The organism is Streptosporangium sp. NPDC087985 (genome assembly GCF_044741965.1).
In the GTDB taxonomy this organism is placed as follows: Bacteria; Actinomycetota; Actinomycetes; order Streptosporangiales; family Streptosporangiaceae; genus Streptosporangium.
This window is the reverse complement of sequence record NZ_JBIUTQ010000023.1, coordinates 1-23,437: the sequence shown is the minus strand read 5'-3', so window position 1 is coordinate 23,437 and position 23,437 is coordinate 1. Positions and strand designations below refer to the sequence as shown.

The following is a 23,437-nucleotide window of genomic DNA, read 5'->3' as shown; positions in this document are numbered from 1 at the left end:
AGCCGTACAACAGTGACAACGCCTCCGGATGTCGCCGCGTTCCGCGTTGGCTCAGCGGGGACGGCGCAGGCGCTGGGGAAGGCCGGAGAAACCCCACCGGGTGACCCGCCACATCGCCTCCCCCACGACGGCCCGGCTCATCTTGCTGACCCCGGCGGTGCGGTCCACGAACGTGATCGGCACCTCGGTGACATGCATGCCTTGACGGACCGTGCGCAGGGTCAGATCCACCTGGAAGCAGTAGCCCTGCGACTCCACGTCGTCCAGGCCGATCTTCTCCAGGGTGGAGGCGCGGTAGACGCGGAACCCGGCGGTGGCGTCGCGGACCCGGACGCCGAGCATCAACCGGGTGTAGGCGTTGGCCCCGCGGGAGAGGAACTCCCGCGAGCCGGGCCAGTTGACCACCTTGCCGCCGGGCACCCACCGGGAGCCGATCACCAGGTCGGCCCCGTCGGCCAGCGCGTCCAGCAGCTTGGGCAGTTCCTCAGGCTGGTGGGAGCCGTCGGCGTCCATCTCCACCAGGACGTCGAAGCCCTCCTCCAGCCCCCAGCGGAAGCCGGCGATGTAGGCGGCACCCAGTCCCTGCTTGCCCGGCCGGTGCAGCACGTGGACGTGGTCGTCCCCGGCCGCCAGCTCGTCGGCGATCGCGCCGGTGCCGTCGGGGCTGTTGTCGTCGGCGATCAGCAGGTGCGCCTCGGGCAGCGCGGCACGCAGCCGCCCGGCGATCATCGGCAGGTTCTCCCGCTCGTTGTAGGTCGGGACGATGACGAGCACCCGGCCAAGCATCCGCTCCATCACACGTCTCCCACCTGCTGGTCGCCTTCCTGGTTCACGGAGTGCACCAGGTTACGGGGCCTGCGCCGCCATCCGGCGGCCAACGCACCCGCACTCACAAGTATCAGGGCCCATTCGGGCAGCGCGCCCACCCGTGTGGCGACCGTCTCGGCGCTCCTGACCGGAACTCTGAGCACGTTCGCCGCGGGGACGAGCTCTCCGGTGCGCCAGGCCACCCTGCCCTCCGGAGTCACGTATGCGGATATACCCGTAATAGCGGACGTTACTACCGCTCTGTTGTGCTCGACGGCGCGGAGCTGGGACATGGCGAGCTGCTGCGGCGGCAGGTTGGTCAGCGCGTAGGTGGCGTTGTTGGTCTGCACCACCAGCGGGCTGGCGCCCGTCCGGGCGGTGCCGCGTACCACGCCGTCGAAGGCCACCTCATAGCAGTTGATCGCGCCGACGGTCACCGGGCCCAGCCTCAGGTCGCCGTCGCGGGTGCCCGGCACCGACTGCTTGCCTACCAGACCCGCCCTCTCGAACAGGGCCAGCACCAGATCCTTGAGCGGGGTGTACTCGCCGAACGGGACGAGCTGCTGCTTGTCGTAATAGGCGCCGGGGCCGGTGACGGGGTCCCACACCAGACTGCGCGTCGCGCGGTTGTCCTCCCCGACGCCGACCACGGCGCCGACCAGGACGGGCACCCCGATGTCCTTCACCGCCGCGTCGATCTCCCGGTAGGCGAAGTCACTGCGGTAGGGGTCGATGTCAGTGGAGTTCTCCGGCAGCACGACAAGGTCCGGCCTGGGCGTCTTTCCCGCCCGGACGGCCTGCGCCATCTCGTGGAGCATGCGGGTGTGGTTCCGGAGAACCACTGCCGGCTCGTCCCCCAGGGGGTGCATGCCGCGCCCGGGAACGTTGCCCTGGATGACCCCCACGGTCACGCTCCTGCCCTCGTCACCGGGCCGGGGGACGGCGAACGCCGCGGCCGGCACGGCCAGCACCCCGGCGAGCGGCAGCGCGATCGCCCGCTCCCATCGGAGAGCGGGGGCGAACCGGAGCGCCACCAGCGCGATCAGGCTGCCGCACAGGGCCACCGCGAAGGTCACCAGTGGTGCCCCGCCGAGAGCCGCGTAGGGAGTGAAGACCGACTCCCCCTGGCTGAAGGCCACCCGGGCCCAGGGGAACCCGCCGAACGGGAAGATCCCCCGCGCCCACTCCATCGCCACCCACAGCGCGGCGCTCCACAACGGCCACAGAGGCAGCCGGACGGCCAGGGCGGTACCGGCGGCCCACGCCGCGTAGAAGAGGCTCTCGATCGCCACCAGGCCCAGCCAGGCGTCGATACCGATCGGGCTGACCCAGTGCAGCGCGGGCAGCAGGAAGGTCAGCCCGGTCAGGAGGCCCAGCCACAGGGCGCGGCGCGGGCGCGAACCGTACACGGAAAGGACGGCGAGCGCCAGGCCGAACGGGGCGAGGAACCACAGCCCGAGCGGAGGGAAGGCGAGGAAGAGCAGCAGGCCGCCCGCCGACGCGGCCGCGATCCGGCCCGGGAGCACCCAGCGCGAGGCGGTGCGTGCCGTCCGTCCACTCGGTGAGCCGGCAGCCGGATCTCCCGCCGCCGTTCCCGGCGCCGGGGCGGCCGTCTTCTCCTGCACCACGGACGGGCTCCTTGCGCTGTCGTGCGGACGCTTACGCCCGGTTCCTTCCAAGCCCGGCCCGTCTGCCGGCCTCTCCGGCCCGGCTCTCGCCCGGCTTTCTAGCCCGAACGGTACCGCTCGGCGGGGCACACCCCCAAAAAGAAGGGTTACCGGCCGCGGACGCGGCAACGGGGTGACCCCCGGGGACGGACGGATGCCCCCGGGGATCACCCCGACGCGTACGACGCTCGGCACGGGAGCGGGAAGAGGGCCCGGACGACCCTTCGGACCGGTTCCGTCCCGTCGGCGGCGAGCGCGGATTGCCGTTGTCTACTGGGTGTCCGGACCCCTCCTGGGTCCAACCCCCCGCCCGGTCGGGGTGCCCCGCCCCGACGGAACGCCGGCCCTGCGCCTGGCTGTACGGACGGGGTTACCCCCGTCACGGGCGCAGGAACCGACGATGTCAGGGACGGCCGACCGGCCAGTCCCGTGCTGGACTGGGCAGCAAACTACCGACCCCAGCGCAGATGTCAACCATGTCACCAACAGCGGAAACATCAAGTTTTCGCAGCTGGGGCATGATCGACGAGAGCCGTCAATGGTCTCATGTGATCGGATGTCGCTCAAGTCGAACGAGCGCATCCGGTAGCGAACCGGCGTGCACGACGCCAAGCCGCTGCGTCGCGCGGGTCATCGCGACGTAAAGGTCGCTCGCCCCGCGAGGCGATTCCCGCAGGATCAGCTCCGGCTCCACCACGATGACCGCGTCGAACTCCAGCCCCTTGGCCTGGGCGACCGTCAGGACCGCCACCGGCGCGTCCAGTGCGGCCGCACCGGGCCCCGCGACCGCGCCGTCGACCGCCTCCGTCACGATCTGGCCGAACTCGCCCATCCTGGACTCCGGCACGATCACGACCAGACGCCCGCCCTCGACGACCTCGGCCTTGACGAGGCCGCCGAGCGCCTCCACCGGGGAGGCCGCCCAGGGGGCGGCGCCCGTCTCCCGGACCGAGGTGGGTGCGACGAGATCGGGGCCGACCAGCTTCAGCACGTCGGCGGCCACGGCCATCAGCTCGGCCGGGGTGCGGTAGTTGACGCTGAGGTGCTCCTCACGCCAGCGACCGGCCACGTACGGGTCGAGCACCCGGCCCCAGGAGTGCGCACCCGCCGAGGAACCCGTCTGCGCCAGGTCGCCCACGATCGTCATCGACCGGGTCGGAACCCGCCGCATCACCATCCGCCAGTCCATCGCCGACAGCTCCTGCGCCTCGTCCACGATGACGTGGCCGAAGGCCCAGGTCCGGTCGGCCGCCGCGCGCTCGGCCGTGGTCAGGTACACGTCGTCGTTGAGGTGCCGGGCGGCGAACTTCTCGGCGTCCATGATGTCGGACAGCCCGGTCAGCTCCAGCACCTCCTTGGCGTAGGTCAGCTGGTGCTGACGCTCGTCCAGTGCGGCGGCACGTCTGGCGGCCTGCTCCTCCTCGGCGATCCACGCCCCGGCCCGCAGCACCGCCGGGTCGATGTCGCCAAGGAGTTCGGCGGCCTCGTCCAGCAACGCCACATCGGACTCGGCCCACCAGTTCTCCCCATGACGGGGAGGCTCGCGCAGCAGCAGCTCGCGCTCGGCCGTACCGAGACCGCCCGCGGCGTAGTCCAGCCGCTCGCGCGAGGTGAACAGCCCGATGAGGAGCTGCTGCGGGGTGGTGTAGGGCCACAGCCTGTTCAGCGCGGCCTTGACGGGCCGCTCCGTACGGAGGTCCTCCCGGATGTCGGCCAGCTCGTCGTCGTCGATCATGCCCTTGCCGAGCTGCCGGGCGGCCTGCCGGGCGAGCGCGTTGAGCAGATGACGGACGAAGATCCCGCGCGCCTCGTTGTGCGGCTTCCCGGAGCGGGTCGCCCGGTTGCGGGCGGCGTCCAGCAGGCGGCCGTCGAGTTTGAGGGTGTAGCGGTCAAGGCGGATCTCGACCGGCTGGCGCGGCACCCGCTGCCGTTCCCGTACGGCCCGCGCCACCACCTCGGCCATCCGCGCGTCCCCCTTGAGTGCGGCGACCTCGGGCCGTTCCCTGACCGTGGGGGTGACACCCGGATAGAGCTCGGAGACCGTGGACAGCAGCACGTCGGTCTCGCCCAGGGAGGGCAGTACCTGCTCGATGTAGCGCAGGAAGGTCAGGTTGGGGCCGAGGATGAGCACGCCCCGGCGGGCGAGCTTGTCTCGGTGGGTGTAGAGCAGGTAGGCCGCCCGGTGCAGGGCCACCACGGTCTTGCCCGTGCCGGGGCCGCCCTGCACGACCAGCACGCCGCCCAGGTCCGAGCGGATGATGCGGTCCTGCTCGGACTGGATGGTGGCCACGATGTCGCGCATCCGCCCGGTGCGCTTGGCCCCGATCGAGGCCAGCAGCGCGGCCTCACCGTTGAGGGTGGCCACGTCCTCGTCTGTGAGGTTGTCGAGGTCGAGCAGGTCGTCGTCGACCCCGATCACCTTGCGCCCCCTGGTCTGCAGGTGGCGGCGGCGGGTGACGCCCATCGAGGCGGCGGGGGTGGCCCCGTAGAACGGCTGGGCCACCGGAGCCCGCCAGTCGATCAGCAGCCGCCGCTGCTCGTCGTCGGCGAGGCCGATACGGCCGATGTAAAGGGAGGTATGATCGGCGTTGTCGAGCCGCCCGAAGCACAGACCGTTCTCGACCGCCCACAGCCTGCCCAGCCGTTCGGCGTACATCCCGGCGAAGGTGTCGCGCTCGGAGCGGTTCTGGTGGGTGCCGCCGCTTCCGCCCTGCGCCAGCACCCCGTCCAGCTGCCGCTGGGTGCGTTCGCGCAACAGGTCGAGCCGTACGTAGAGGCCGGAGACGTACTCCTGCTCCTTGGCGAGCTCGAGTTGACGGGTTGCCGTCGCTCCATTATCGTTGATAGTAATGGGATACTCCGGGCTTCTTGCTTGTTGCTGTGACAAACCATCACCCTAGCAGGTCCGTCGAGATGTTCACTCCTCCTCCAGCCATCACAGGTTGATCGCGATACCCTCCGTACTTGACGGAATCCACCCCGCTCTCGGAGAGCGAGTTCCGCCCGCGCGCCCACTTCCACGCCGCGGCGCGAGGTGAGCGGACCGGACGGTCACATGGGGCCGCGGCTGCGGGGGCCGTCCCCTGGCCCCCATTTCCACCCTGCTGGAGAGATCAGGCCTGCTCGTCGGGCTTGGCCGCCTCCGGGGCGGCCGGCTCGGGGGCACGGTGTTCGTACGGCGTGCTCAGCACGACCGTCGTCCGGGTCGAGACGTTGGCCGAGGTGCGGATCTGGTTGAGCAGCTCCTCCAGCGCGATCGGGGAGGCCACCCGCACCTTGAGGATGTAGCTCTCGTCACCGGCCACGCTGTGGCAGGCCTCGATCGCGCTCAGGTGAGCCAGCCGCTCGGGGGCGTCGTCGGCGGCGGCCGGGTCGATCGGCTTGATGGAGACGAAGGCGGTGAGCGAGAGCCCGATCGCGTCGTAGTCCACCAGCGCCCCGTATCCCCGCACCACGCCGCGCTTCTCCAGCCGGCGCACCCGCTGGTGAACCGCCGACACCGACAGCCCGGTCTCCCTGGCCAGGTCGGTGAAGCTCATCCGGCCGTCCTTGGCCAGCAACGTCACGATCCGGCGGTCGATCTCCTCCACCCGGTCAACGGTAACGGCACCGGCGGCCACCCGCGCCACTCCCCGGGTCACGGCATGGTCCCAACCCCGCTCGATCCTCTCCCGGCGGGCCGCCCCGCCGTCAGCGGATCCGGTTCTGCGCCGTCCGGCCGTGTGCCTCCCGCGGAGAGGGTACGAAGCTGGTGCAGACCGGCTCCGTCAAACCGAGCTACGGTGACCGGCTCGTTCGCTCTGGGAGATAGTCATGTCCGACGAGTTCGATGTGATCGTGATAGGCGCCGGTCCCGCAGGGGAGAACGTCGCGGCCCGCGCGGTCCGCGGGGGGCTGAGCGCCGTGGTCGTGGAGGAGAACCTGGCGGGCGGGGAGTGCGCCTACTGGGCCTGCATCCCCAGCAAGGCCCTGCTCCGCCCGGTGGATCTCACGGCGGAGGTGGGCCGGGTGCCCGGGCTGACGCTGGGCCCGATGGACGTCGGCGCCGTGCTCGCCCGGCGTGACGAGACCGTGTCACATCTGGACGACAGCGGCCAGGTCGAGTGGATCAAGAACGTGCCGGCGGGGTTCGTGCGCGGCCGGGGGCAGCTGGACGGCCCGAAACGGGTCCTGGTGACCGCACCCGACGGCTCGACCCGGCCGCTGACCGCCCGGCACGCCGTCGTGCTGGCCACCGGCAGCCATCCGGTCCTCCCGCCGACACCCGGCTTGGCGGAGGCGTCGCCGTGGACGAGCCACGAGGCGACCGCCGTCAGGAGCGTCCCGAAACGGCTGGCCGTTGTCGGCGGAGGCGTGGTGGCCTGCGAGATGGCCCAGGCCCTGCACGGGCTCGGCGCCGAGGAGACAACGGTGCTGGTCCGCGGCGACGGACTGCTCGGCAGGATGGAACCGTTCGCCGGGGAACTCGTGGCGCGGTCCTTCGCGGAGGCCGGCATCGTGGTGCGCACCGGCGCGCAGGTGACGAAGGTGGAACGGTCTCGGCCGGGCGGCACGGTGACCGTCCACCTGTCCGAGGGGCCGTCTGTCGAGGCGGACGAGCTTCTGATGGCCACCGGCAGGCGCGCCGCGAGTGACGATCTCGGCCTGGGCTCCGTCGGCCTGCCCGACGGCCGTCCGGTGGAGGTCGACGACAGCATGTGCGCGACCGGGGTCGCCGGCGGCTGGCTGTACGCCGTGGGCGACGTCAACGGCCGCAACCTGCTGACCCACATGGGCAAGTACCAGGCCCGGGTGTGCGGAGACGTCATCGCGGCACGGGCGAGCGGGAAGCGCGACGACCTGCCCGCGATGCGCGCCGTGGCGGACGGGTACGGCGCACCCCAGGTGGTCTTCACCGATCCGCAGATCTGCGCGGCCGGCCGTACCGAGGCCCGAGCCCGCAAGGAGGGCTTCGACGTGCGCGTGGTCGAGTACGATCTGGGCGCGGTGTCCGGGGCCTACCTGCTCGGCGAGGGATACCGGGGCCGGGCCAAGGCCGTCGTCGACGAGCGCCGGCGCGTCCTGCTCGGCGTGACCTTCGCCGGACCCGGCATGGCCGAACTGCTGCACTCGGCGACGGTCGCGGTCACCGCCGAGGTCCCCCTGGACCGGCTCTGGCACGCCGTTCCGTCCTTCCCCACCGCGAGCGAGGTCTGGCTGCGGCTACTGGAGGAGTACGGACTCTGACCTCCACGATCACGGCCGCGTGCCCGCCGACCGGCACGCGGAGCCGCCATCGGGGCCGACGCCGTGATCCGGCATCCGGAAGGCCACTTCGACACGGTCGGCCAGCGCGCGTTCGACCCGCTTGAGCACCCGGTCCAGCTGCTTGGGCACCCCCGCGTGCCGCGCCACCCGGCTCGCGGCGCGCAGGGCGGCGATCACCTCGGGGGTGGGGAACTCCTGGGCGGCGCGGCCCACCTCGTACAGCAGCGCCTGGGATGGCAGGGTCCTGGCCGTGGTGGGCGCGACCGCGACCCCGCGCAGCAACCGGTCCAGCAGTGCCGGCAGCCACGGTTCGTCACGGAACAGCGCCAGCCGTACGGCACGGCCGATCGTCTCCTTCTCCGCGTTGTCGAAGGCCCGGTCGGCCCGGTAGGGGATCTCACCGGCGTGGATGGCGGCGATCCGGGCGTCGGCCGCCTCCAGGGTCGTGCGGGCGAACGTCACGTAGTCGGGCAACGCGGCCAGCCGCTCCCAGAGGTCGGGCAGCGGTGGCGGCGAGTTATACGACCGGGCCTGGAGGGCCTCCGCCAGCAGGGCCCGGCGCTCGGCGTCCCAGCCGAGCAGCAGCGAGATCTCGGCGACGGCGATCGGCCCCAGATCCGCGGTGAGCCGTCCGGCCACCTCGTCGTCCATTCCGGCGAGCCCCGCGACCGCGAGCAGCGCGTAGGGGTGGCCGGTCCGGTTCTCGCGCAGGAGGAAGCCGGTCAGCGTACGGGCGTGCCCGGCCAGCTCGTCCAGAGGAGGACCCGCGGGGCAGCGCAGCAGGGAGCCGGCCCCCAGGCACAGATCAGCCCATTTCCGTCCCGGCAGTCCCTGGACCAGCGCGGCGAACAGGTCCGCGCATGCCTCAGGCGTGAAGATCGGCTGACGCTCCCTGGCCGCGTCCTCCACGGTGAACCTCGCCGAGCAGGCCGCGCTGCCGTCGCCGGGGGTGCGGTAGGCGGCCGGGAGCAGGGTTCCGAGGTCGGAGGCGCTCAGCAGGGCGGAGTCCGGCCACGGCCAGGGCCGGGGCTGATCCTGCGATCCGGTCATGAGCGACAGCAGGAGCCGTGCCGCCGGGGAGAGGTGCATGGAGTCATCGTTCCTTGATCGGCCGGAGGGTGATCCTGCGGGCGCCCGTGGGGGCGGCTGCGAACACCTCGTCCACGGTGGTCTCGCACATGACGGGATCATGTCGGAAGGCACCGACAGAAATCCGCTCAGCCTCCGGGGCCCACCTCGTTGTTGGGCGCACCGTCGCCGCTGGTCGGCAGGTCACCCCGCTCCACCGGACCGGGTGGCGGCGTGGGCGTCGCGGAACCGTCCCCGGTCGCGTGCCGTGCTCCGGACACGGCCGCCTTCAACGCGGCACGGTCCACCTCTCCGACACGGCCCTTCAACCGGATGAAGTGGTCGGCCCGGACCGCCGTGTACTCGTGGCGGCCCCCGCCCCAGCGGTACCAGCCCACCTCGTCGCGCTCGCACCTGACCGGCGCCGTGGGCGGGTCGGCATCCGTGATCGGTGTGTCGGCGCAGAGGGCGTCGCTGAACGTGCCGCGGTCGATCCTCAGCTCCACCTGCCTGCCCTCGGGGGAGACGTAGAAGGCTCCGAATCCCTCCTCTCCGACCCCGCCGATCGACTGCTCGGCCAGCTTGTAACCCGGCAGATCGACCACATAGATCAGATCCGGGGCCACGCCCTGCACCCGCGCCTGGTCCAGCGCGCTCTGGCTGAGCGACGCTTCCGAGCCGCAGGCGGACACGAGCATCCCGATGAGCACAAGGGGGGAAAGGCGCCGCTTCATGCGATCACTGTGTCGTACGGCGCCATCCTCCGCCAAACAGACGGTGATCTAGGCCGGACCTGCCTGGTCGGACGGATTTGATCCCACAGGCAGCCGCCCGGTGAGCGCTGATGCTCACCGGACCGTTGAGCGGCGAGAACGTTCAGCCCTTGGCGAGGGCGCGGCTGATCACCACGCGCTGGATCTGGTTGGTGCCCTCGACGATCTGCAGGACCTTGGCCTCCCGCATGTAACGCTCGACCGGGAAGTCCTCGACGTAGCCGTAGCCGCCCAGCACCTGCACGGCGTCGGTGGTGACCTTCATGCACATGTCGGTGGCGAACAGCTTGGCCATCGCCGCCTGGGTGCCGTACGGCCGGCCCGCGTCGCGCAGGCGGGCGGCGTCCAGGTACAGGGCACGGGCGGCGGCGATCTGGGTGGCCATGTCGGCGAGCATGAAACCGACCCCCTGGAAGTCGACGATGCGCGAGCCGAACTGGCGGCGCTCCCTGGCGTAGGCCGTGGCGGCGTCGAAGGCGGCCTGGGCCACGCCGACGGCACAGGCGGCGATGCCGAGCCTGCCGCCGTCCAGGGCGGCCATGGCGATGCGGAAGCCCTCGCCCTCCGCGCCCAGCAGCGCGTCCGGCGCGAGCCGTACCGAGTCGAAGCGGACCTGGGCGGTCGGGGAGGACCTCATCCCCATCTTCCGCTCGGGCTCACCGAACGACAGGCCGGGGGTCCCGGCGGGAACGTGGAAGCAGGAGATGCCGCGCGCCCCGTCCGAAGTGGTACGGGCCATCAGGGTGTAGAAGTCGGCGGCACCGCCGTGGGTGATCCAGGCCTTGACCCCGTCCACGGTGTAGCCGTCGGCGCCGGGCACGGCGCGGGTGGTCAGGGCGGCGGCGTCGGATCCCGACTGGGGCTCCGACAGGCAGTAAGCGCCCAGCGACTCGCCGCCGAGCATCTCCGGCAGCAGCGCGGCGCGCTGCTCGGGGGTGCCGTAGGCGGTGACGGGGAAGCACGACAGGGTGTGCACCGACAGGCCGAGGCCGACCGTCAGCCAACCGGCGGCGAGCTCCTCGATCACCTGGAGATAGACCTCGTACGGCTGCGCCGCGCCGCCGTGCTCCTCGGGGTAGGGCAGTCCGAGCAGCCCGGCCCGGCCCAGAGTGGTGAAGACCTCGCGGGGGAAGCGCCCGGCGGACTCGTCGGCCGACGCCCGGGGCGCCACCTCCTTGGCGATCAGGTCACGGACCAGCTCCAGCAGGTCGTGAGCTTCGGCGGTCGGCAGAACGCGTTCAACGGTCAACTCTGCACACTCCAGATCGTGGACGTGGACGACAAACGGGGTGGCCGGGATCACCGGTCACCCCGATTGTGGCACTTGTTACACGATGACGAGTTCGCGAGGCCGGTGGTTGACCCGCTCGCCCCCCTCCTCGGTACAGATGAGGATGTCCTCGATGCGGGCGCCGTGGGCCCCGCGCAGGTAGATGCCGGGCTCGACGGAGAAGGCGAAGCCCGGCGCGAGCGGCTCGGCGTTGCCCGCGACGATGTAGGGCTCCTCGTGGGTCTCCAGGCCGATGCCGTGGCCGGTGCGGTGGATGAAGTGCTCCCCGTAACCCTCGGCGGCGATCACCTCACGCGCGGCGGCGTCGATCGACTCGCACGAGACGCCGGGCCGTACGGCCTCGCAGGCGGCCTCCTGGGCACGCTGGAGCACCTCGTAGTACTTCACGAAGTCGGCGGGGGGCGCTCCGACGGAGTAGACCCGGGTGGAGTCGGAGCAGTAGCCGCTGGGCATCTGGCCACCGATGTCGACCACGACCGGCTCACCCGCCTGGATGACCCGGTCGGACAGCTCGTGGTGCGGGCTGGCGCCGTTGGGCCCGGAGGCGACGATCACGAAGTCGACGGTCGAGTGCCCGGCCGCGATGATCGCCTCGGCGATGTCCCTGCCGACCTCACGCTCCGTGCGGCCGGCCCGCAGGAAGCCGGGCACCTGGGCGTGCACGGCGTCGATCGCGGCGCCCGCCTCGCGCAGCGCGGCCACCTCGGCCGGGCTCTTGCGCATGCGCAGCCCACGCAGGACGGTCCCGGCGAGCACCTGCTCCGCGCCGGGGATCGCCTCGCGGAAGCGCAGCGACTGCATCGCCCACATGCGGTCGGCCAGCCCCACCCTGCCGACTTTGCCCAGGCGCGCCCCGACGACGGCGTAGGGGTCGTCGGTCTCGTCCCAGGGCACGAACTCGATGCCAAGCCTCGACGCCGGTGAGTGTTCGGCGGCGGGCAGCTCCAGGCGAGGCACCATAAGGAAGGCGTCGCCCCTGGCCGGCAGCACCAGGCAGGTGAGCCGCTCCAGCGGCAACGCCTCGTAACCGGTCACATAACGGAGGTCAGGGCTCGGCGTCAGCAACAGCGCGTCGAGACCGGCGGAGGCGGTCGCCTCCCGGGCGGCGGCCAGACGGGCAACGGGATATAGATCAGAGGACTCCATTGTCACGTCAACCAATCTAATCCCGGACGCGTCACCATCACGCACGGTCCCGGCGGCCGAGAGAAAGTCCTGGAAAAGTAGCCAGAGCGCCCACGATTTCACTACACTCTGTTAAAGGACGATCACATTTTGTCAACAGGATGTCCGTAAGACCCCACATTTTGAGAGCGAGCTACATGGTCGGCGTAGTGGGCGGCCACCAGCCCCCCCTCCACCCACGAAACGACCACGTGACCGGTTCCGCCCCGCTGACCGCGGCAGAGATGGTGCAGCGGTTGCGTGGAGAGCTGGACGATCACATGGCCGTGGAACAACAACTCCTCACCGCGCGGCTGGCACACGCCGAGCGACTCGGCAACCTCGGCTGGGCCGAGTGGAACCTCCAGACCGGAGAGTCCACCTGGTCCGACCAGACCTATGCCATCTTCGGACGTGATCCCGGCGAGGGCCCCATTCACCTGCCCGACCTGGGCGGGCATGTTGAGGCTGCCGACCGGGCGGGACTGGACCGGCTGCTGCGAGCCGTCGTGCACGGCGCCACGTCCGGGCAGACCGAGTTCCGCATCCGCCGGCATGGAGAGGTCCGCAACCTGCGCGCGGACCTCAACCTCGTGACGACCGGCGGCCACAGCGCCGTGCACGGAGTGATTCAGGACATCACCGGCCGCCGCCGCGCCGAGCGGATCATGTCCGAGTCCCGGCGCCAGCTCAGGGAGGTCCGCGAGCAGGCGGCCGAGGAGCGCCACCTCAGCGGAGCGCTACGCGACGCGATCATGCCTGATCTCGGGGCCCCCGTCGACCTGCCCAGCGTGCGGGTCAAGGTCCGTTACGTTCCGGCGGGCAGGAAGACCGGGCTCGGCGGTGACTGGTACGACGCCACCGCACTGCCCGACGGCCGGGTGGTGCTGGCCATCGGCGACGTGTCCGGGCACAGTCTGCCCGCGATCGCGCGGATGTCCCGGCTCCGGCACGCGCTGGTCGGCCTGGCGATGACCGGTGAGCCCGCCGACAAGCTTCTGACCTGGCTCAACGCCCTGGTGATGCACCGGCTGGCGGAGACCACCGCGACCGCGATGATCGGCCACTTCGATCCCGCCACCGGCATGTTCACCTGGAGCCAGGCCGGCCATCCCGCGCCGATTCTGATCCGTGACGGGGTGGCCACCCAGCTCGATCCGCCCAGCGGGGTGCTGCTGGGCGCCACTCTCACCGTGCCGTACGAACCGGCCGGCGTGAGACTCCTGGCGGGCGATCTGCTGCTGCTGTTCACCGACGGGCTGGTCGAACGTCGATCCCGCGACATCGACGAGGGGCTCGCGCTGGCGCTGGCCGCGGCGGCGGACCTCAGCGGAGACGATCTGGAGGCGGGACTGGACCGGCTGATCCAGGCGGTCGGCGGACCGAACCCCGAAGACGATACCTGCGTGCTCGCGATCGAAGTGCTTGGTTAAATGGTCGCCATGCCCGGGCTGATGCTTCTCGACACCCCCTCTCTCTACTTCCGCGCCTTCTACGGGGTGCCGGAGTCAGTCACCGCCCCCGACGGGATGCCGGTCAACGCGATCCGCGGTCTCATCGACATGATCGCCATGCTGGTCCGGCAGCATTCCCCCAACGGACTGGTGGCCTGCATGGACGCCGACTGGCGCCCGGCCTTCCGTGTCGCGGCGATCCCGACCTACAAGGCGCACCGGGTCGCCGAAGGCGACGCCGAGGAGATCCCCGACACGCTCGCCCCTCAGGTGCCGGTGATCGAGCAGGTGCTCGACGCGGCGGGCATCGCCCGCGTCGGCGTGCCCGGCTACGAGGCCGACGACGTGATGGGCACGCTCGCCGTCCGGGCCAAGGGGCAGGTCGACATCGTCACCGGCGATCGGGACATGTTCCAGATGGTGGACGACACCCAGCCCATCCGCGTCCTCTACACGGCAAGGGGGGTCAAGAACCTCGAACTCGTCGACGAGGGAGCCGTGGCCGCCAAGTACGGCGTCCCCGGCCGTTCCTACGCCGACTTCGCCACCCTGCGCGGCGACCCCAGTGACGGACTGCCGGGCGTTCCCGGGGTCGGTGACAAGACCGCGGCCGCGCTGATCACCCGGTTCGGCTCGCTGGAGGCCTTGCTCAGGGCCGTGGACGAGGGCGGTGACCTGACCGCGGGCCAGCGCGCCAAGCTGAGCGCGGCCCGCGACTACCTCCGGGTCGCCCCCACGGTGGTCCAGGTCGCCCGTGACGTGCCGGTCCCGGAGCTGGATCGCACCCTTCCTGTCAGGGCACGCGATCCGCAGGCACTGGCGGCCCTGGCCGAGCGCTACGGTCTGGGCGGCCCCCTGGGCCGCCTGTCGGAGGCGTTCTCACAGCTGTCCACGGGCTGACCCCGCGGGGGCGCCGGAGAACGCCCAGAGGCCGCGCCCGGGGGGCTCGGACGCGACCTCAGCCACGGGGACGGACGGGGCCTACTTCTTCAGGCTCCAGCCCGCGCCGACACCCGCCAGGTGCAGTGCGACCGCGATCAGCCCGACGAGAGTGAGGGTGGTGACGGTCACGACGCTGCCGATGGCCACGCCGGCGAGCTGGAAGATCAGTGCGAGTACGAACAGAAGTGCAGCGACGAGAGCGAGCATTCCTACCTCCCTGGGCAGGGGTCCATAAACTTCTGCCCAGGGGATGTCCATGGCCGACACCCCCGAAACGCCCCACAAGGTGACGTTACGCGCACCAATCGTCACAAGGTATTGACCGGGCGGTCAGTTGGGCCTGCACCATGAACCCGCCGGCCCCGGGCACCGGACCCCGGGCCGGGGAATCGGCGGGGGCACCGGCCTCAGGCGAGGGAGGAGTAGGCGACCACCCCGCGCCGGAGCGCCTCCATCGCCTTGCCCGCGTTCTGCTTGACCTTGCTGTTTCTGGGGGCGGCGTCGGCGATCTGGCCGAGCAGGTCGAGCAGCTGCTTGACCCAGCGGACGAAGTCACCGGCGGCCAGCTCCGACCCGTTGACCCCTTCCATCAGCACGGCGTCCAGGCTGCTGCCCCTGGCCCAGCGGAAAGCCGGCCAGGTGAACCCGAGGTCGGGCTCCCTGATGAAGGACAGGCCGTGGTCGCTCTCGATCGACTCCAGCTCGCCCCAGAGGCGGACCATGTCCCCCAGGGCCTTCTGCGCGCCGCCCGCGGGGATCCTCGGCTGGCGAGCGTCGTCGGCCTGCCTGGACTCGAAGACCAGCGAGGACACGACGGCTGCCAGCTCGGCCGGGTCCAGGTCCTCCCAGAGCCCGGAACGCAGGCACTCGGAGGTGAGCAGGTCAAGCTCGGTGTAGATCTGGGCCAGGCGGCGGCCCTCGGCGGTGACGCTCTCGCCGTCGAGATAGCCGAGCTGGTCGAGAACACCGCAGACCCTGTCGAAGGTGCGGGCGATGACGTGGGAGCGGCCCTCGACCCGGTGGCGCAACCCCTCGGTCTCGCGCAGCAGCTTGTAGTAGCGCTCGGCCCAGCGGGCGTGGTCCTCGCGCTCGTCACAGCCGTGGCAGGGGTGCTGCCGGATCCCCTTGCGCAGGCGGTTGATCTCTTCGTCCTCGGCCGCGTGGTCGCGCGCCCTGACGGGTTTGCCGAAGTCACGGTCGCCGATCTTGGCGTGGACGGAGGCGATCAGATTGGCCCGCTCCTTCGGCGAGCGGGCGTTGAAGTTCTTCGGGATCCGCAGACGCTCGACCGGCTCCACGGGGACGGGAAAGTCGGCCGACGACAGCTTCTTGACCTGCTTGCCGATGGTCAGCACCAGCGGTGAGGGACCCTCGCCCCGGGAGTTGAGCCCGGGATCAAGGACGACGGCCAGGCCCGCGCGGCGACCTCCGGGCACGCGGATGATGTCACCGGGCTTGAGCGCCTCCAGCGAGCGCAGCGCCTGCGCCCTGCGGGCCGCGCCGCGCTGGCGCGACAGCTCGGCCTCCCGGTCGGACAGTGCCCTGCGCATCGCGGCGTACTCCTCGAAGTCGCCCAGATGGCAGGTCATCGCCTCGCGGTAGCCCTCCAGCGCCTCCTCCGCGCGGCGGACCTGTTTGGCGATGCCCACCACGGCACGGTCGGCCTGGAACTGCGCGAAGGAGGACTCCAGGAGGGTCCTGGCACGCTCCCTGCCCACCTGGCCGACCAGGTTGACCGCCATGTTGTAGGAGGGGCGGAAGCTGGAGCGCAGGGGGTAGGTGCGGGTGCTGGCCAGACCGGCGACCTGCAGCGGGTCCATGCCCGGCTGCCACTGGACCACCGCGTGGCCCTCCACGTCGATCCCCCGCCGACCGGCACGGCCGGTGAGCTGGGTGTATTCGCCGGGCGTGAGGTCGGCGTGGGTCTCGCCGTTCCACTTGTCGAGCTTCTCGATCACCACGGAGCGGGCGGGCATGTTGATACCCAGAGCGAGGGTCTCGGTGGCGAAAACGGCCTTGACCAGGTTGCGGGTGAACAGCTCCTCGACGACCTCCTTGAAGGCCGGGAGCATGCCCGCGTGGTGGGCGGCCAGGCCACGCTCCAGGGCGTCGCGCCATTCGAGGTAGCCGAGCACGCCCAGATCCTCGTCCGGCAGGTGCGCGGTGCGCTCGTCGACGATCTGCCGGATCTGGTGGCGTTCGGCGTCGGTGGTGAGCCGGATGCCGGCCTGCAGGCACTGCATGACGGCGGCGTCGCACCCGGCACGGGAGAAGATGAAGGTGATCGCCGGCAGCAGGCCGTCGGCGTCGAGACGCTCGATGGTCATGGCCCTGTCGGGCGGGGCGGTCCTGCGCGGGCGGGAGTAGCCACGCCGGCCTCGGCTGTATGACTGGCGCTCCTCCTCCTTGGCGATCCGCATCAGGTGGGGATTGACCTGCGGTCGCTGGCCGTCCTCGTCCGCCACGAACAGGTCGTAGAGGCGGTTACCGGCGAGCATGTGCTGCCAGAGCGGGACGGGGCGGTGCTCGTCGACGATGACGCTGGTGTCACCGCGGACCTCACCCATCCACTCGCCGAACTCCTCGGCGTTGCTGACCGTGGCGGACAGGGCGACCAGCCGCACCGACTCGGGCAGGTGGATGATCACTTCTTCCCAGACCGCGCCGCGGAACCGGTCGGCCAGGTAGTGCACTTCGTCCATGACGACGAAACCGAGCCCCGCCAGGGTGCCGGAGCCGGCATAAAGCATGTTGCGCAGCACCTCGGTCGTCATGACGACGATCGGGGCGTCGCCGTTGACGCTGTTGTCGCCGGTGAGCAGGCCGACTTTCGCCGCGCCGTATCTTCTGACCAGGTCGTTGTACTTCTGGTTGGACAGCGCCTTGATCGGGGTGGTGTAGAAGCACTTGCGGCCCTCTTCCAGAGCCAGGTGCACCGCGAACTCACCCACCACGGTCTTGCCCGACCCGGTCGGGGCCGCCACCAGAACTCCGTCGCCCGCCTCCAGCGCCCGGCAGGCGTCGAGCTGGAACTCGTCCAGCTCGAAGTCGTACAGACCACGGAACGAGGTCAGCGCCGGCCCGCTGTCAGCCTGGCTCTGACGGAAGGCAGCGTAACGTTCCGCTGGGGTCGTCATAGCCTCCACCCTACCGATATCGGGATTCCGGTCTGTCCGGCGCGTGCGCGGCGGCCCGGGCCCGGGCCCGCGCGCCGCCGCCTATGTGAGCACACGCAGGGATCCGGGGACGATCTCACAGGTCAGCGGGGTCGGGCCGACACGCTCGCCGTCGGCGTAGGCGACCACGCCGGGCGCCTCCAGCGTGACCCGGCGGGCACGCCGGAGCGTGACGGCAGGGTGGGTGACATGGGTGCCCCGGTAGACGCGGGGGAACGTGCGCAGGAACTCTCCCCTGGGCATGGCGCCGAGGATCGTCACGTCCAGCAGGCCGTCGTCGGGGACGGCATCCGGGCAGACCCGCATTCCGGCGCCGTAGGAGCGGGTGTTGCCGACCGCGACCAGCATGGCCTCGTGCTCGATCACCTCTCCGTCGAGGTCCAGCCGGAACGGGATCGGCTGGAAGGACCGGAGTTCCTCGGCCAGCGCGACCAGGTATTTCGCCATGCCGGGTGGCCAGGTCATCCGGTTGGCCCGCTCGTTGACGCGGGAGTCGAAGCCGCAGCAGACCACCCCGGCGAACCACTCGTCCCTGCCGACCTTCGCGGCGTCGATCGTGCGGGGCGCGGCCCTGAGCACGGTGTCGGCGGCGGAGAGGGGGTCCTTCTTCGGCAGGCCGAGCGCGTCGGCGATGTCGTTACCGGTCCCGGCGGGGATGATGCCCAGCGGAACGTCGGTACCGGCGACCGCCTGGACCGCCAGATGGACCAGACCGTCCCCGCCGAAGGCCACCAGCGCGTCCGGCCCCTCGGAGACCGCCGTACAGGCTCGTTCCAGGGCGTCGTCCGCGGACTCCCCGACGATCACCGAGACCTCGGCACCTCCCTGCCCGAGCCGGTTGAGCACCGGGGCGAGCAGGCCGCGTGAACGGCCACCACGGGCGGCGGGGTTGACGAGGACAGCGATCTCTCCTGGCACAGACCGGAACTTATCGCCTATTTGATCGGATCAGTATCCGTCGTGTTCAAATCGAGAGGAGAGCCGTCATCAAGAGCAGAGGCCTCGTCGTCGGACAGGTGAGAGAAGTCCCCGTCCTTCGATGCCCTCTTCTCCCGCAGGTACATGAACCCCTCGGCGAGTGCGAAGAGACCGACCATGGGCAGGGCCAGCGCGATCATCGTGAACGGGTCGCCGCCCGGGGTCGCGACCGCGCTGAAGACGAACATCAGGAAGATGACCATGCGCCGGTGCTTGGCCACCATCGCGTGCGGCAGGACCCCGATGATGTTGAGGAAGACCATCAGCAGCGGCAGCTCGAAGGAGATGCCGAAAATGACGATCATGATCAGCGCGTAGCTGAGATACTCGTCGATCGTGAGGCTGGTCAGCGTGCCGGGCGGGGCGAACCCCAGCAGGATCGACAGGCCGGTGTCCATCACGAAGTAGGCCAGAGCCGCCCCCGCGAGGAACAACGGCACGGCCAGCACCATGAACAGGAGCGAGTAGCGCTTCTCGTTGCGGTACAGGCCCGGGGTGACGAACCTCCAGATCTGCCAGAGCCAGATCGGCGACGACACGACCAGGCCGAACATCGCCGCGACCTTCAGGTTCACGAAGAAGGAGTCGAAGACGCCAAGGATCAGCATCGTGCACTGCCCGGGACGCAGCTGCTGAGCCTGCTGGAGGCCACAGTAGGGCTCTTCGAGGAACCTCCAGATCGGACCGAAGTAGATGAATCCGACGATGATGCCCACGGTCACGCCGAGGAGGGCGATGATCAGCCGGTTGCGCAGCTCCCGGAGATGCTCCATGAGGGGCATGCGGCCCTCGGCCAAGTCCCCGGACGGTACCGATCCTTTGCGGCCCGGCCTGGGCCATTTCAGCAGCGCCATTCGCGAATCCCGGTCCGAGAGGTGAGGTGGTCAGGGGTCGGCTGAAGCCTACTGGGGCTTCGGCCCGCCCGCCTGAGCGCGTAGCCGGGCGGCCTGCTCCTCCAGGGCGCGGGCCTGCTCCTCCACCGACAGCGCGGGCGCCGCCGGGGTGATCGGCTGCGGAGCCGGGGCGGGCTGGGGCTGGGGCTGGACGACCGTGGCCGCCGGCGCGTCGGCCTCGTCCTCATCACGGAGCTTGGCGGTCTCCGCCTTGAAAATACGGAGCGACCGGCCCAGTCCGCGAGCGGTCTCCGGCAGCTTCTTGGCACCGAACAGCAGCACCAAGATGAGCCCGATGATGATCAGCTCGCCAGGTCCCAGATTGGGCATGACACATCCTTAAGCCGAGCGACATGTAATCTCTGATCCCGATCGTACGCTCCCCGGGACACAGACTCATCCCTTCGAGCCCTATATCGTCTCAGCCCCCTGGCCGGACAGGACCCGCGCGGGCTCCAGCCTCCGCCGCGTCCTGTCAACCTCCCTGCCCAGGTCCCGGGCCGCCAGCAGCACCCGGAGCCCCAGGAAACCGAGGACGACCAGTCCCGCGAAAGCCAGCGCGACGGCGGCGAAGATCCAGACCATGGCGTGAGATTTTACCTGGTCACCGGAGAGCCGACACGCAAGGACGTCGGTCAGGACACCGACTCGTAACGATTCAACGCCGACGTCGCGGCCTCCCGCACGCTCGTGGCCAGCGAGTCCGGGGAGAGCACCCGCCCGGTGTCGCCCAGGCGCAGCGCCAGCCGTACCAGCCAGCCCTGGTCACGCGCCCGTAGCGTCACCCGCAGGCGGCCCTCACCGAGCTCCTCCACCTGCTCGCACGGATAGTACTCGGCGACCCAGCGGCCGGCCGGGGTCAGCTCCAGCTCTACCAGCTCGTCGGTCGGAGAGGGCCGGAACACCCCCGAGGTGACCTCCTCGGGCACGGCGTCGGCGGGCGGGGCGGCGGCCACCTCGAGCATCTCCACGGTGAGCATCCGGTCGAGCCTGAACAGCCGCACCGCCTCGGCCCGGTAGCACCAGCCGGACAGGTAGGAGCGGCCGTCCACCACGACCAGGCGCATCGGATCGACCTCGCGCGGCGTGATCTCGTCGCGGCCCGGCACGTAGTAGCGCAGCGACAGCCGTCTGCCGCGCCGCAGCGCCTCGTTCACGGTGGGCAGCGCGTCAGGCGTGGCGTCCACCTCGACCGCGACCTGGCTGCTGACCGCCGCCGCGCCCTCCACGGAGGCCTGCTCGAACTTGGCGATGACCCGGGCCAGCGCGTCGCGTTCGCCGAACTCGGGCATCTCGGCGAGCATCCGCAGGGCCACCAGCAGCGCACTGGCCTCGTCGACGCCCAGCCGCAGCGGGCGGGCGATGGTGTCGGCGTTGTCGATGACGATCTCGCCGCCGTCCCATGACACGTCGATCAGGTCGCCGGGGGTGTGGCCGGGCAGCCCGCACATCCACACCAGCTGCAGATCGTCGATGAGCTGCTTCTCGCTCAGACCGAAGATCTTCGCCACCTCGGGCACCTGGGCTCCGGGGTGCGACATCAGGTAGGGAACCAGCGCCAGCAGCCTGGGCAACCGGTCGGCCGTGCTCATGTTCCGCTCCACTCCGCGTCGGCGACGCCCCGATCGTTCACTGGCCACTTCTCCGTGTGAGGACGCCCGTCATGCCAGAGCCCCCCTCAGGCGGCGGACCACGGCGTCGCGGGCGTCCGGCGGTCCGACCACCTCGGCGTCGGCGGCGAAGCCGACGACCCACCCGGCCAGCCGCTCGGGGTCGGCGAAGTCGACGTCCAGCTCGTCCCACCCGTCGGTTCCGGGCCGTACGACCTTCGCCACCTGGCGCAGCCCCTGGCAGGTGCCCTCGCGGACCCGGATGAGCGCGACACGTTCGGAGGCCGTCAGGTCGTCGCGGTAGCCGACCAGCGACTTTATGTCGACTCCCTCGGGCACCACCACCGTCCCGGGGCGGCCCACCGGGGTGACCTGGCCGCTGATCCGGCTGAGCCGGAACGCCCGGGCCGCGTCGCGGTCGCGGTCGTGGCCCACCACGTACCACCGGCCACGGCGGCTGACCACGCCCCACGGCTCCACCGTGCGGGTCAGCACGCTCTCGCTGGCCGCCGCCCGGTAGGCGAAGCGGACCGCGCGCCGGTCGCGCACGGCCTCCCAGAGCGCGGGAAAGGCCGGGTCCCTGGTGTCCACCCGCAGCTCCAGCGCGCCGCCGAGCATCCCGCCCGCCTCGTCGGTCTCCACTCCCCCGGCGCGCAGCTTCAGCAGCGCTCCGCTGGCCGCCTCGGCGAGGCTGGCCCGCTGCCACACCTGGGCCGCCAGACCCACCACGGCCACCTCGTCGGGCTCCAGGGTGATCTCTGGCAGCTCGTAGGCCTGTGGGACGATCCGGTAGCCCGGATCCTCCTCCCACGGGTCCTTGTGGACCTCGATCGGAATGCCGATCTCGCGCAGCTCGTTCTTGTCGCGCTCGAACATCCGCTGGAAGGCCTCGTCGTTGGCGGCGTCGTAACCGGGCACCGCCTGGCGGATGTGCTCGGCGCTGAGCGGCCGCCGCGTGGCGAGCAGGCAGATCACAAGGTTCAGCAACCGCTCGGTCTTCCGGCGCGACATCCGGCCTCCCTCCCCGTTCGAATGACGCTACGTTCAGGTGACGCTACTCTTCCCCGCGTGATCAGATGGCGCAGGGGCGAGGTCGTACGGATCCGGCGCGAGTGGCCGGGGGCGGTGGAACTCGACGTCACCACCGAGGATGGCAGTGCGCGCGCACTGGCCTATCCCGCCCTGGTGGGACGCCCGGAGCCCGGCGACGTGGTGCTGCTCAACACGACCGCGCTCGCGATGGGCCTCGGTACGGGAGGTTACGCCATGGTGGTGGCACTCCCCGACCGTTTACCGGAAGATCCGCAAGGCCCCGGACACCTGGTGAAGGCACGTTACACCCCGCTGCAGACGACCGTGCTCGGCGCCGACGAGCAGGATTCCCCCTTCCACGAGGTGCTGCGCGAGGCCGACTCCCTGGACGGGATGCCGGTGATCGTCGCCGACCTGCACTCGGCGCTTCCGGCGATCCTCTGCGGCCTGTACGGCTCGCACCCCCCAGGCCGACCGGAAGAGACCGAGCGGGAGAGCCGGGAGCCCGGGATTCCCCGGGTCGCCTATGTGATGCTCGACGGCGGCGCGCTACCCGCCTGGTTCTCCATGTCGTGCGCCCAGCTCAAGGAGGCCGGCTGGCTGTGCGGGGTGGTCACGGTCGGCCAGGCCTTCGGCGGCGATGTGGAGGCCGTGACACCGCACACGGGTCTGCTCGCGGCCCGGCACGTTCTGGGCGCCGATGTGACGATCGTCACCCAGGGGCCGGGCAACCTGGGCACCGGCACCCGCTGGGGCTTCTCGGGTGTCTCGGCGGGGGAGGCGATCAACGCCGCCGCCGTCCTCCAGGGACGCCCGGTCGCGGCGCTGCGGGTCAGCGAGGGCGACCGGCGCGAGCGCCACGTCGGCGTCTCCCACCACTCGCTGACGGCCTACGGCCGGGTCGCCCTGGCCCCGGCCCAGGTCGTCGTGCCGGAACTGCCAGGCGACTTCGGCAGGCGGGTGGCCGAGCAGTCGGAGCCGCTGGCCGTACGGCACGAGCTGGTCGAGGTGGCGGTGGAGGGGCTCTATGAGGCGCTCCTGGGCTCCCCGGTGCGGCTGTCGACGATGGGCAGGGGCCTGGACGAGGATCTGGCCTACTTCCTGACCTCGGCCGCCGCCGGCCGCCACGCGGCCTCGTTGCTGTCGTAGAAGTCCTTGAAGGTCAACGACCCCCTCCTGAGGGAGGGGGCTTGAGGCGCGGTAATGCGCCTTGAAGCCCCGCGTTGACCAGCCCTAGCCATCAGCTCAAGGAGGTGCATTTTGATGGCCACGTTGAACACAAGATCGCAGACCCACCGGCAGGTGCTTCCTCAGCCTGCCGCTCTGGAATCCGTG

At 70.8% G+C, this 23,437-nt stretch carries 20 protein-coding genes; 4 read left to right on the top strand and 16 right to left on the bottom strand.

The features are described from left to right. Nucleotides 1–51 precede the first annotated feature (51 nt). From ACIN94_RS28700 to ACIN94_RS28685, 4 genes are all read right to left on the bottom strand, one after another. Nucleotides 52–795, bottom strand: a complete 744-nt coding sequence (locus ACIN94_RS28700) for a polyprenol monophosphomannose synthase (RefSeq protein WP_400712570.1) — start codon at nt 793–795, stop codon at nt 52–54. Continuing rightward, nucleotides 795–2,435 carry an apolipoprotein N-acyltransferase gene (gene lnt, locus ACIN94_RS28695; RefSeq protein WP_400712568.1) on the bottom strand — a complete coding sequence of 547 codons (1,641 nt, stop codon included), beginning with the start codon at nt 2,433–2,435 and terminating at the stop codon, nt 795–797. The genes ACIN94_RS28700 and lnt overlap by 1 nt, the downstream gene beginning before the upstream one ends. A gap of 583 nt (nt 2,436–3,018) precedes the next feature. Then, nucleotides 3,019–5,319, bottom strand: a complete 2,301-nt coding sequence (locus ACIN94_RS28690; protein WP_400712733.1) for a HelD family protein — start codon at nt 5,317–5,319, stop codon at nt 3,019–3,021. 268 nt (nt 5,320–5,587) lie between these two features. Then, entirely contained in the window at nt 5,588–6,064 is a 477-nt protein-coding gene (locus ACIN94_RS28685) for an Lrp/AsnC family transcriptional regulator (RefSeq protein ID WP_400712730.1), read from the bottom strand. 223 nt (nt 6,065–6,287) lie between these two features. Between ACIN94_RS28685 and ACIN94_RS28680 the strand changes: the two genes are divergently transcribed. Next, on the top strand, nt 6,288–7,700 hold the full coding sequence (locus ACIN94_RS28680; protein ID WP_400712565.1) for a dihydrolipoyl dehydrogenase family protein: 1,413 nt from the start codon (nt 6,288–6,290) through the stop codon (nt 7,698–7,700). A 9-nt stretch (nt 7,701–7,709) separates the two neighbouring features. Here the strand turns inward: ACIN94_RS28680 and ACIN94_RS28675 are convergent, their stop codons facing one another. From ACIN94_RS28675 to ACIN94_RS28660, 4 genes are all read right to left on the bottom strand, one after another. Then, nucleotides 7,710–8,810: a hypothetical protein gene (locus ACIN94_RS28675; RefSeq protein ID WP_400712562.1), complete on the bottom strand. Its 1,101-nt coding sequence runs from the start codon at nt 8,808–8,810 to the stop codon at nt 7,710–7,712. A 128-nt stretch (nt 8,811–8,938) separates the two neighbouring features. Continuing rightward, complete coding sequence (locus tag ACIN94_RS28670; protein ID WP_400712559.1) at nt 8,939–9,523, bottom strand: hypothetical protein; 585 nt, start codon at nt 9,521–9,523, stop codon at nt 8,939–8,941. A gap of 142 nt (nt 9,524–9,665) precedes the next feature. After that, complete coding sequence (locus ACIN94_RS28665; protein WP_400712556.1) at nt 9,666–10,811, bottom strand: acyl-CoA dehydrogenase family protein; 1,146 nt, start codon at nt 10,809–10,811, stop codon at nt 9,666–9,668. 78 nt (nt 10,812–10,889) lie between these two features. Next, a complete protein-coding gene (locus ACIN94_RS28660; protein ID WP_400712727.1) occupies nt 10,890–11,999 on the bottom strand; it encodes a M24 family metallopeptidase in 1,110 nt (369 codons plus the stop codon). 230 nt (nt 12,000–12,229) lie between these two features. Here ACIN94_RS28660 and ACIN94_RS28655 point away from each other — a divergent pair, with 230 nt between their 5' ends. Together ACIN94_RS28655 and ACIN94_RS28650 are read left to right on the top strand one after the other, a co-directional pair. Beyond that, nucleotides 12,230–13,450: a PP2C family protein-serine/threonine phosphatase gene (locus ACIN94_RS28655; RefSeq protein ID WP_400712553.1), complete on the top strand. Its 1,221-nt coding sequence runs from the start codon at nt 12,230–12,232 to the stop codon at nt 13,448–13,450. Nucleotides 13,451–13,459: 9 nt separating this feature from the next. Further along, entirely contained in the window at nt 13,460–14,371 is a 912-nt protein-coding gene (locus tag ACIN94_RS28650) for a 5'-3' exonuclease H3TH domain-containing protein (protein WP_400712550.1), read from the top strand. 81 nt (nt 14,372–14,452) lie between these two features. On the opposite strand, the gene ACIN94_RS28645 is transcribed toward ACIN94_RS28650, so the two are convergent. From ACIN94_RS28645 to ACIN94_RS28610, 8 genes are all read right to left on the bottom strand, one after another. After that, complete coding sequence (locus tag ACIN94_RS28645) at nt 14,453–14,620, bottom strand: hypothetical protein (protein ID WP_400712547.1); 168 nt, start codon at nt 14,618–14,620, stop codon at nt 14,453–14,455. A gap of 200 nt (nt 14,621–14,820) precedes the next feature. Continuing rightward, complete coding sequence (locus tag ACIN94_RS28640; protein WP_400712544.1) at nt 14,821–17,550, bottom strand: DEAD/DEAH box helicase; 2,730 nt, start codon at nt 17,548–17,550, stop codon at nt 14,821–14,823. A gap of 81 nt (nt 17,551–17,631) precedes the next feature. Continuing rightward, nucleotides 17,632–18,507 carry a diacylglycerol kinase gene (locus tag ACIN94_RS28635; protein ID WP_400712541.1) on the bottom strand — a complete coding sequence of 292 codons (876 nt, stop codon included), beginning with the start codon at nt 18,505–18,507 and terminating at the stop codon, nt 17,632–17,634. Between the two features lie 17 nt (nt 18,508–18,524). Further along, on the bottom strand, nt 18,525–19,340 hold the full coding sequence (tatC, locus tag ACIN94_RS28630; RefSeq protein ID WP_400712538.1) for a twin-arginine translocase subunit TatC: 816 nt from the start codon (nt 19,338–19,340) through the stop codon (nt 18,525–18,527). 129 nt (nt 19,341–19,469) lie between these two features. Continuing rightward, on the bottom strand, nt 19,470–19,790 hold the full coding sequence (tatA, locus tag ACIN94_RS28625; RefSeq protein WP_400712535.1) for a Sec-independent protein translocase subunit TatA: 321 nt from the start codon (nt 19,788–19,790) through the stop codon (nt 19,470–19,472). Between the two features lie 81 nt (nt 19,791–19,871). Next, nucleotides 19,872–20,045, bottom strand: a complete 174-nt coding sequence (locus tag ACIN94_RS28620; RefSeq protein ID WP_400712532.1) for a hypothetical protein — start codon at nt 20,043–20,045, stop codon at nt 19,872–19,874. A gap of 50 nt (nt 20,046–20,095) precedes the next feature. Beyond that, nucleotides 20,096–21,052 carry a helix-turn-helix transcriptional regulator gene (locus tag ACIN94_RS28615; protein ID WP_400712529.1) on the bottom strand — a complete coding sequence of 319 codons (957 nt, stop codon included), beginning with the start codon at nt 21,050–21,052 and terminating at the stop codon, nt 20,096–20,098. 69 nt (nt 21,053–21,121) lie between these two features. Further along, nucleotides 21,122–22,081 (bottom strand): helix-turn-helix transcriptional regulator, encoded by a 960-nt coding sequence (locus ACIN94_RS28610; protein ID WP_400712527.1) that lies wholly within the window; start codon nt 22,079–22,081, stop codon nt 21,122–21,124. Between the two features lie 57 nt (nt 22,082–22,138). On the opposite strand from ACIN94_RS28610, the gene ACIN94_RS28605 reads away from it, so the two are divergent. Further along, a complete protein-coding gene (locus ACIN94_RS28605; protein WP_400712524.1) occupies nt 22,139–23,251 on the top strand; it encodes a DUF3866 family protein in 1,113 nt (370 codons plus the stop codon). Nucleotides 23,252–23,437: the final 186 nt, after the last annotated feature.

Coding starts and splice junctions, on each gene's coding strand:
- ACIN94_RS28700 (WP_400712570.1), bottom strand. CDS start 795: ATGGAGCGGATGCTTGGCCGGGTGCTCGTCATCGTCCCGACCTACAAC.
- ACIN94_RS28680 (WP_400712565.1), top strand. CDS start 6,288: ATGTCCGACGAGTTCGATGTGATCGTGATAGGCGCCGGTCCCGCAGGG.
- ACIN94_RS28675 (WP_400712562.1), bottom strand. CDS start 8,810: ATGCACCTCTCCCCGGCGGCACGGCTCCTGCTGTCGCTCATGACCGGA.
- ACIN94_RS28670 (WP_400712559.1), bottom strand. CDS start 9,523: ATGAAGCGGCGCCTTTCCCCCCTTGTGCTCATCGGGATGCTCGTGTCC.
- ACIN94_RS28660 (WP_400712727.1), bottom strand. CDS start 11,999: ATGGAGTCCTCTGATCTATATCCCGTTGCCCGTCTGGCCGCCGCCCGG.
- ACIN94_RS28650 (WP_400712550.1), top strand. CDS start 13,460: ATGCCCGGGCTGATGCTTCTCGACACCCCCTCTCTCTACTTCCGCGCC.
- ACIN94_RS28645 (WP_400712547.1), bottom strand. CDS start 14,620: ATGCTCGCTCTCGTCGCTGCACTTCTGTTCGTACTCGCACTGATCTTC.
- ACIN94_RS28640 (WP_400712544.1), bottom strand. CDS start 17,550: ATGACGACCCCAGCGGAACGTTACGCTGCCTTCCGTCAGAGCCAGGCT.
- tatC (WP_400712538.1), bottom strand. CDS start 19,340: ATGGAGCATCTCCGGGAGCTGCGCAACCGGCTGATCATCGCCCTCCTC.
- tatA (WP_400712535.1), bottom strand. CDS start 19,790: ATGCCCAATCTGGGACCTGGCGAGCTGATCATCATCGGGCTCATCTTG.
- ACIN94_RS28620 (WP_400712532.1), bottom strand. CDS start 20,045: ATGGTCTGGATCTTCGCCGCCGTCGCGCTGGCTTTCGCGGGACTGGTC.
- ACIN94_RS28615 (WP_400712529.1), bottom strand. CDS start 21,052: ATGAGCACGGCCGACCGGTTGCCCAGGCTGCTGGCGCTGGTTCCCTAC.
- ACIN94_RS28610 (WP_400712527.1), bottom strand. CDS start 22,081: ATGTCGCGCCGGAAGACCGAGCGGTTGCTGAACCTTGTGATCTGCCTG.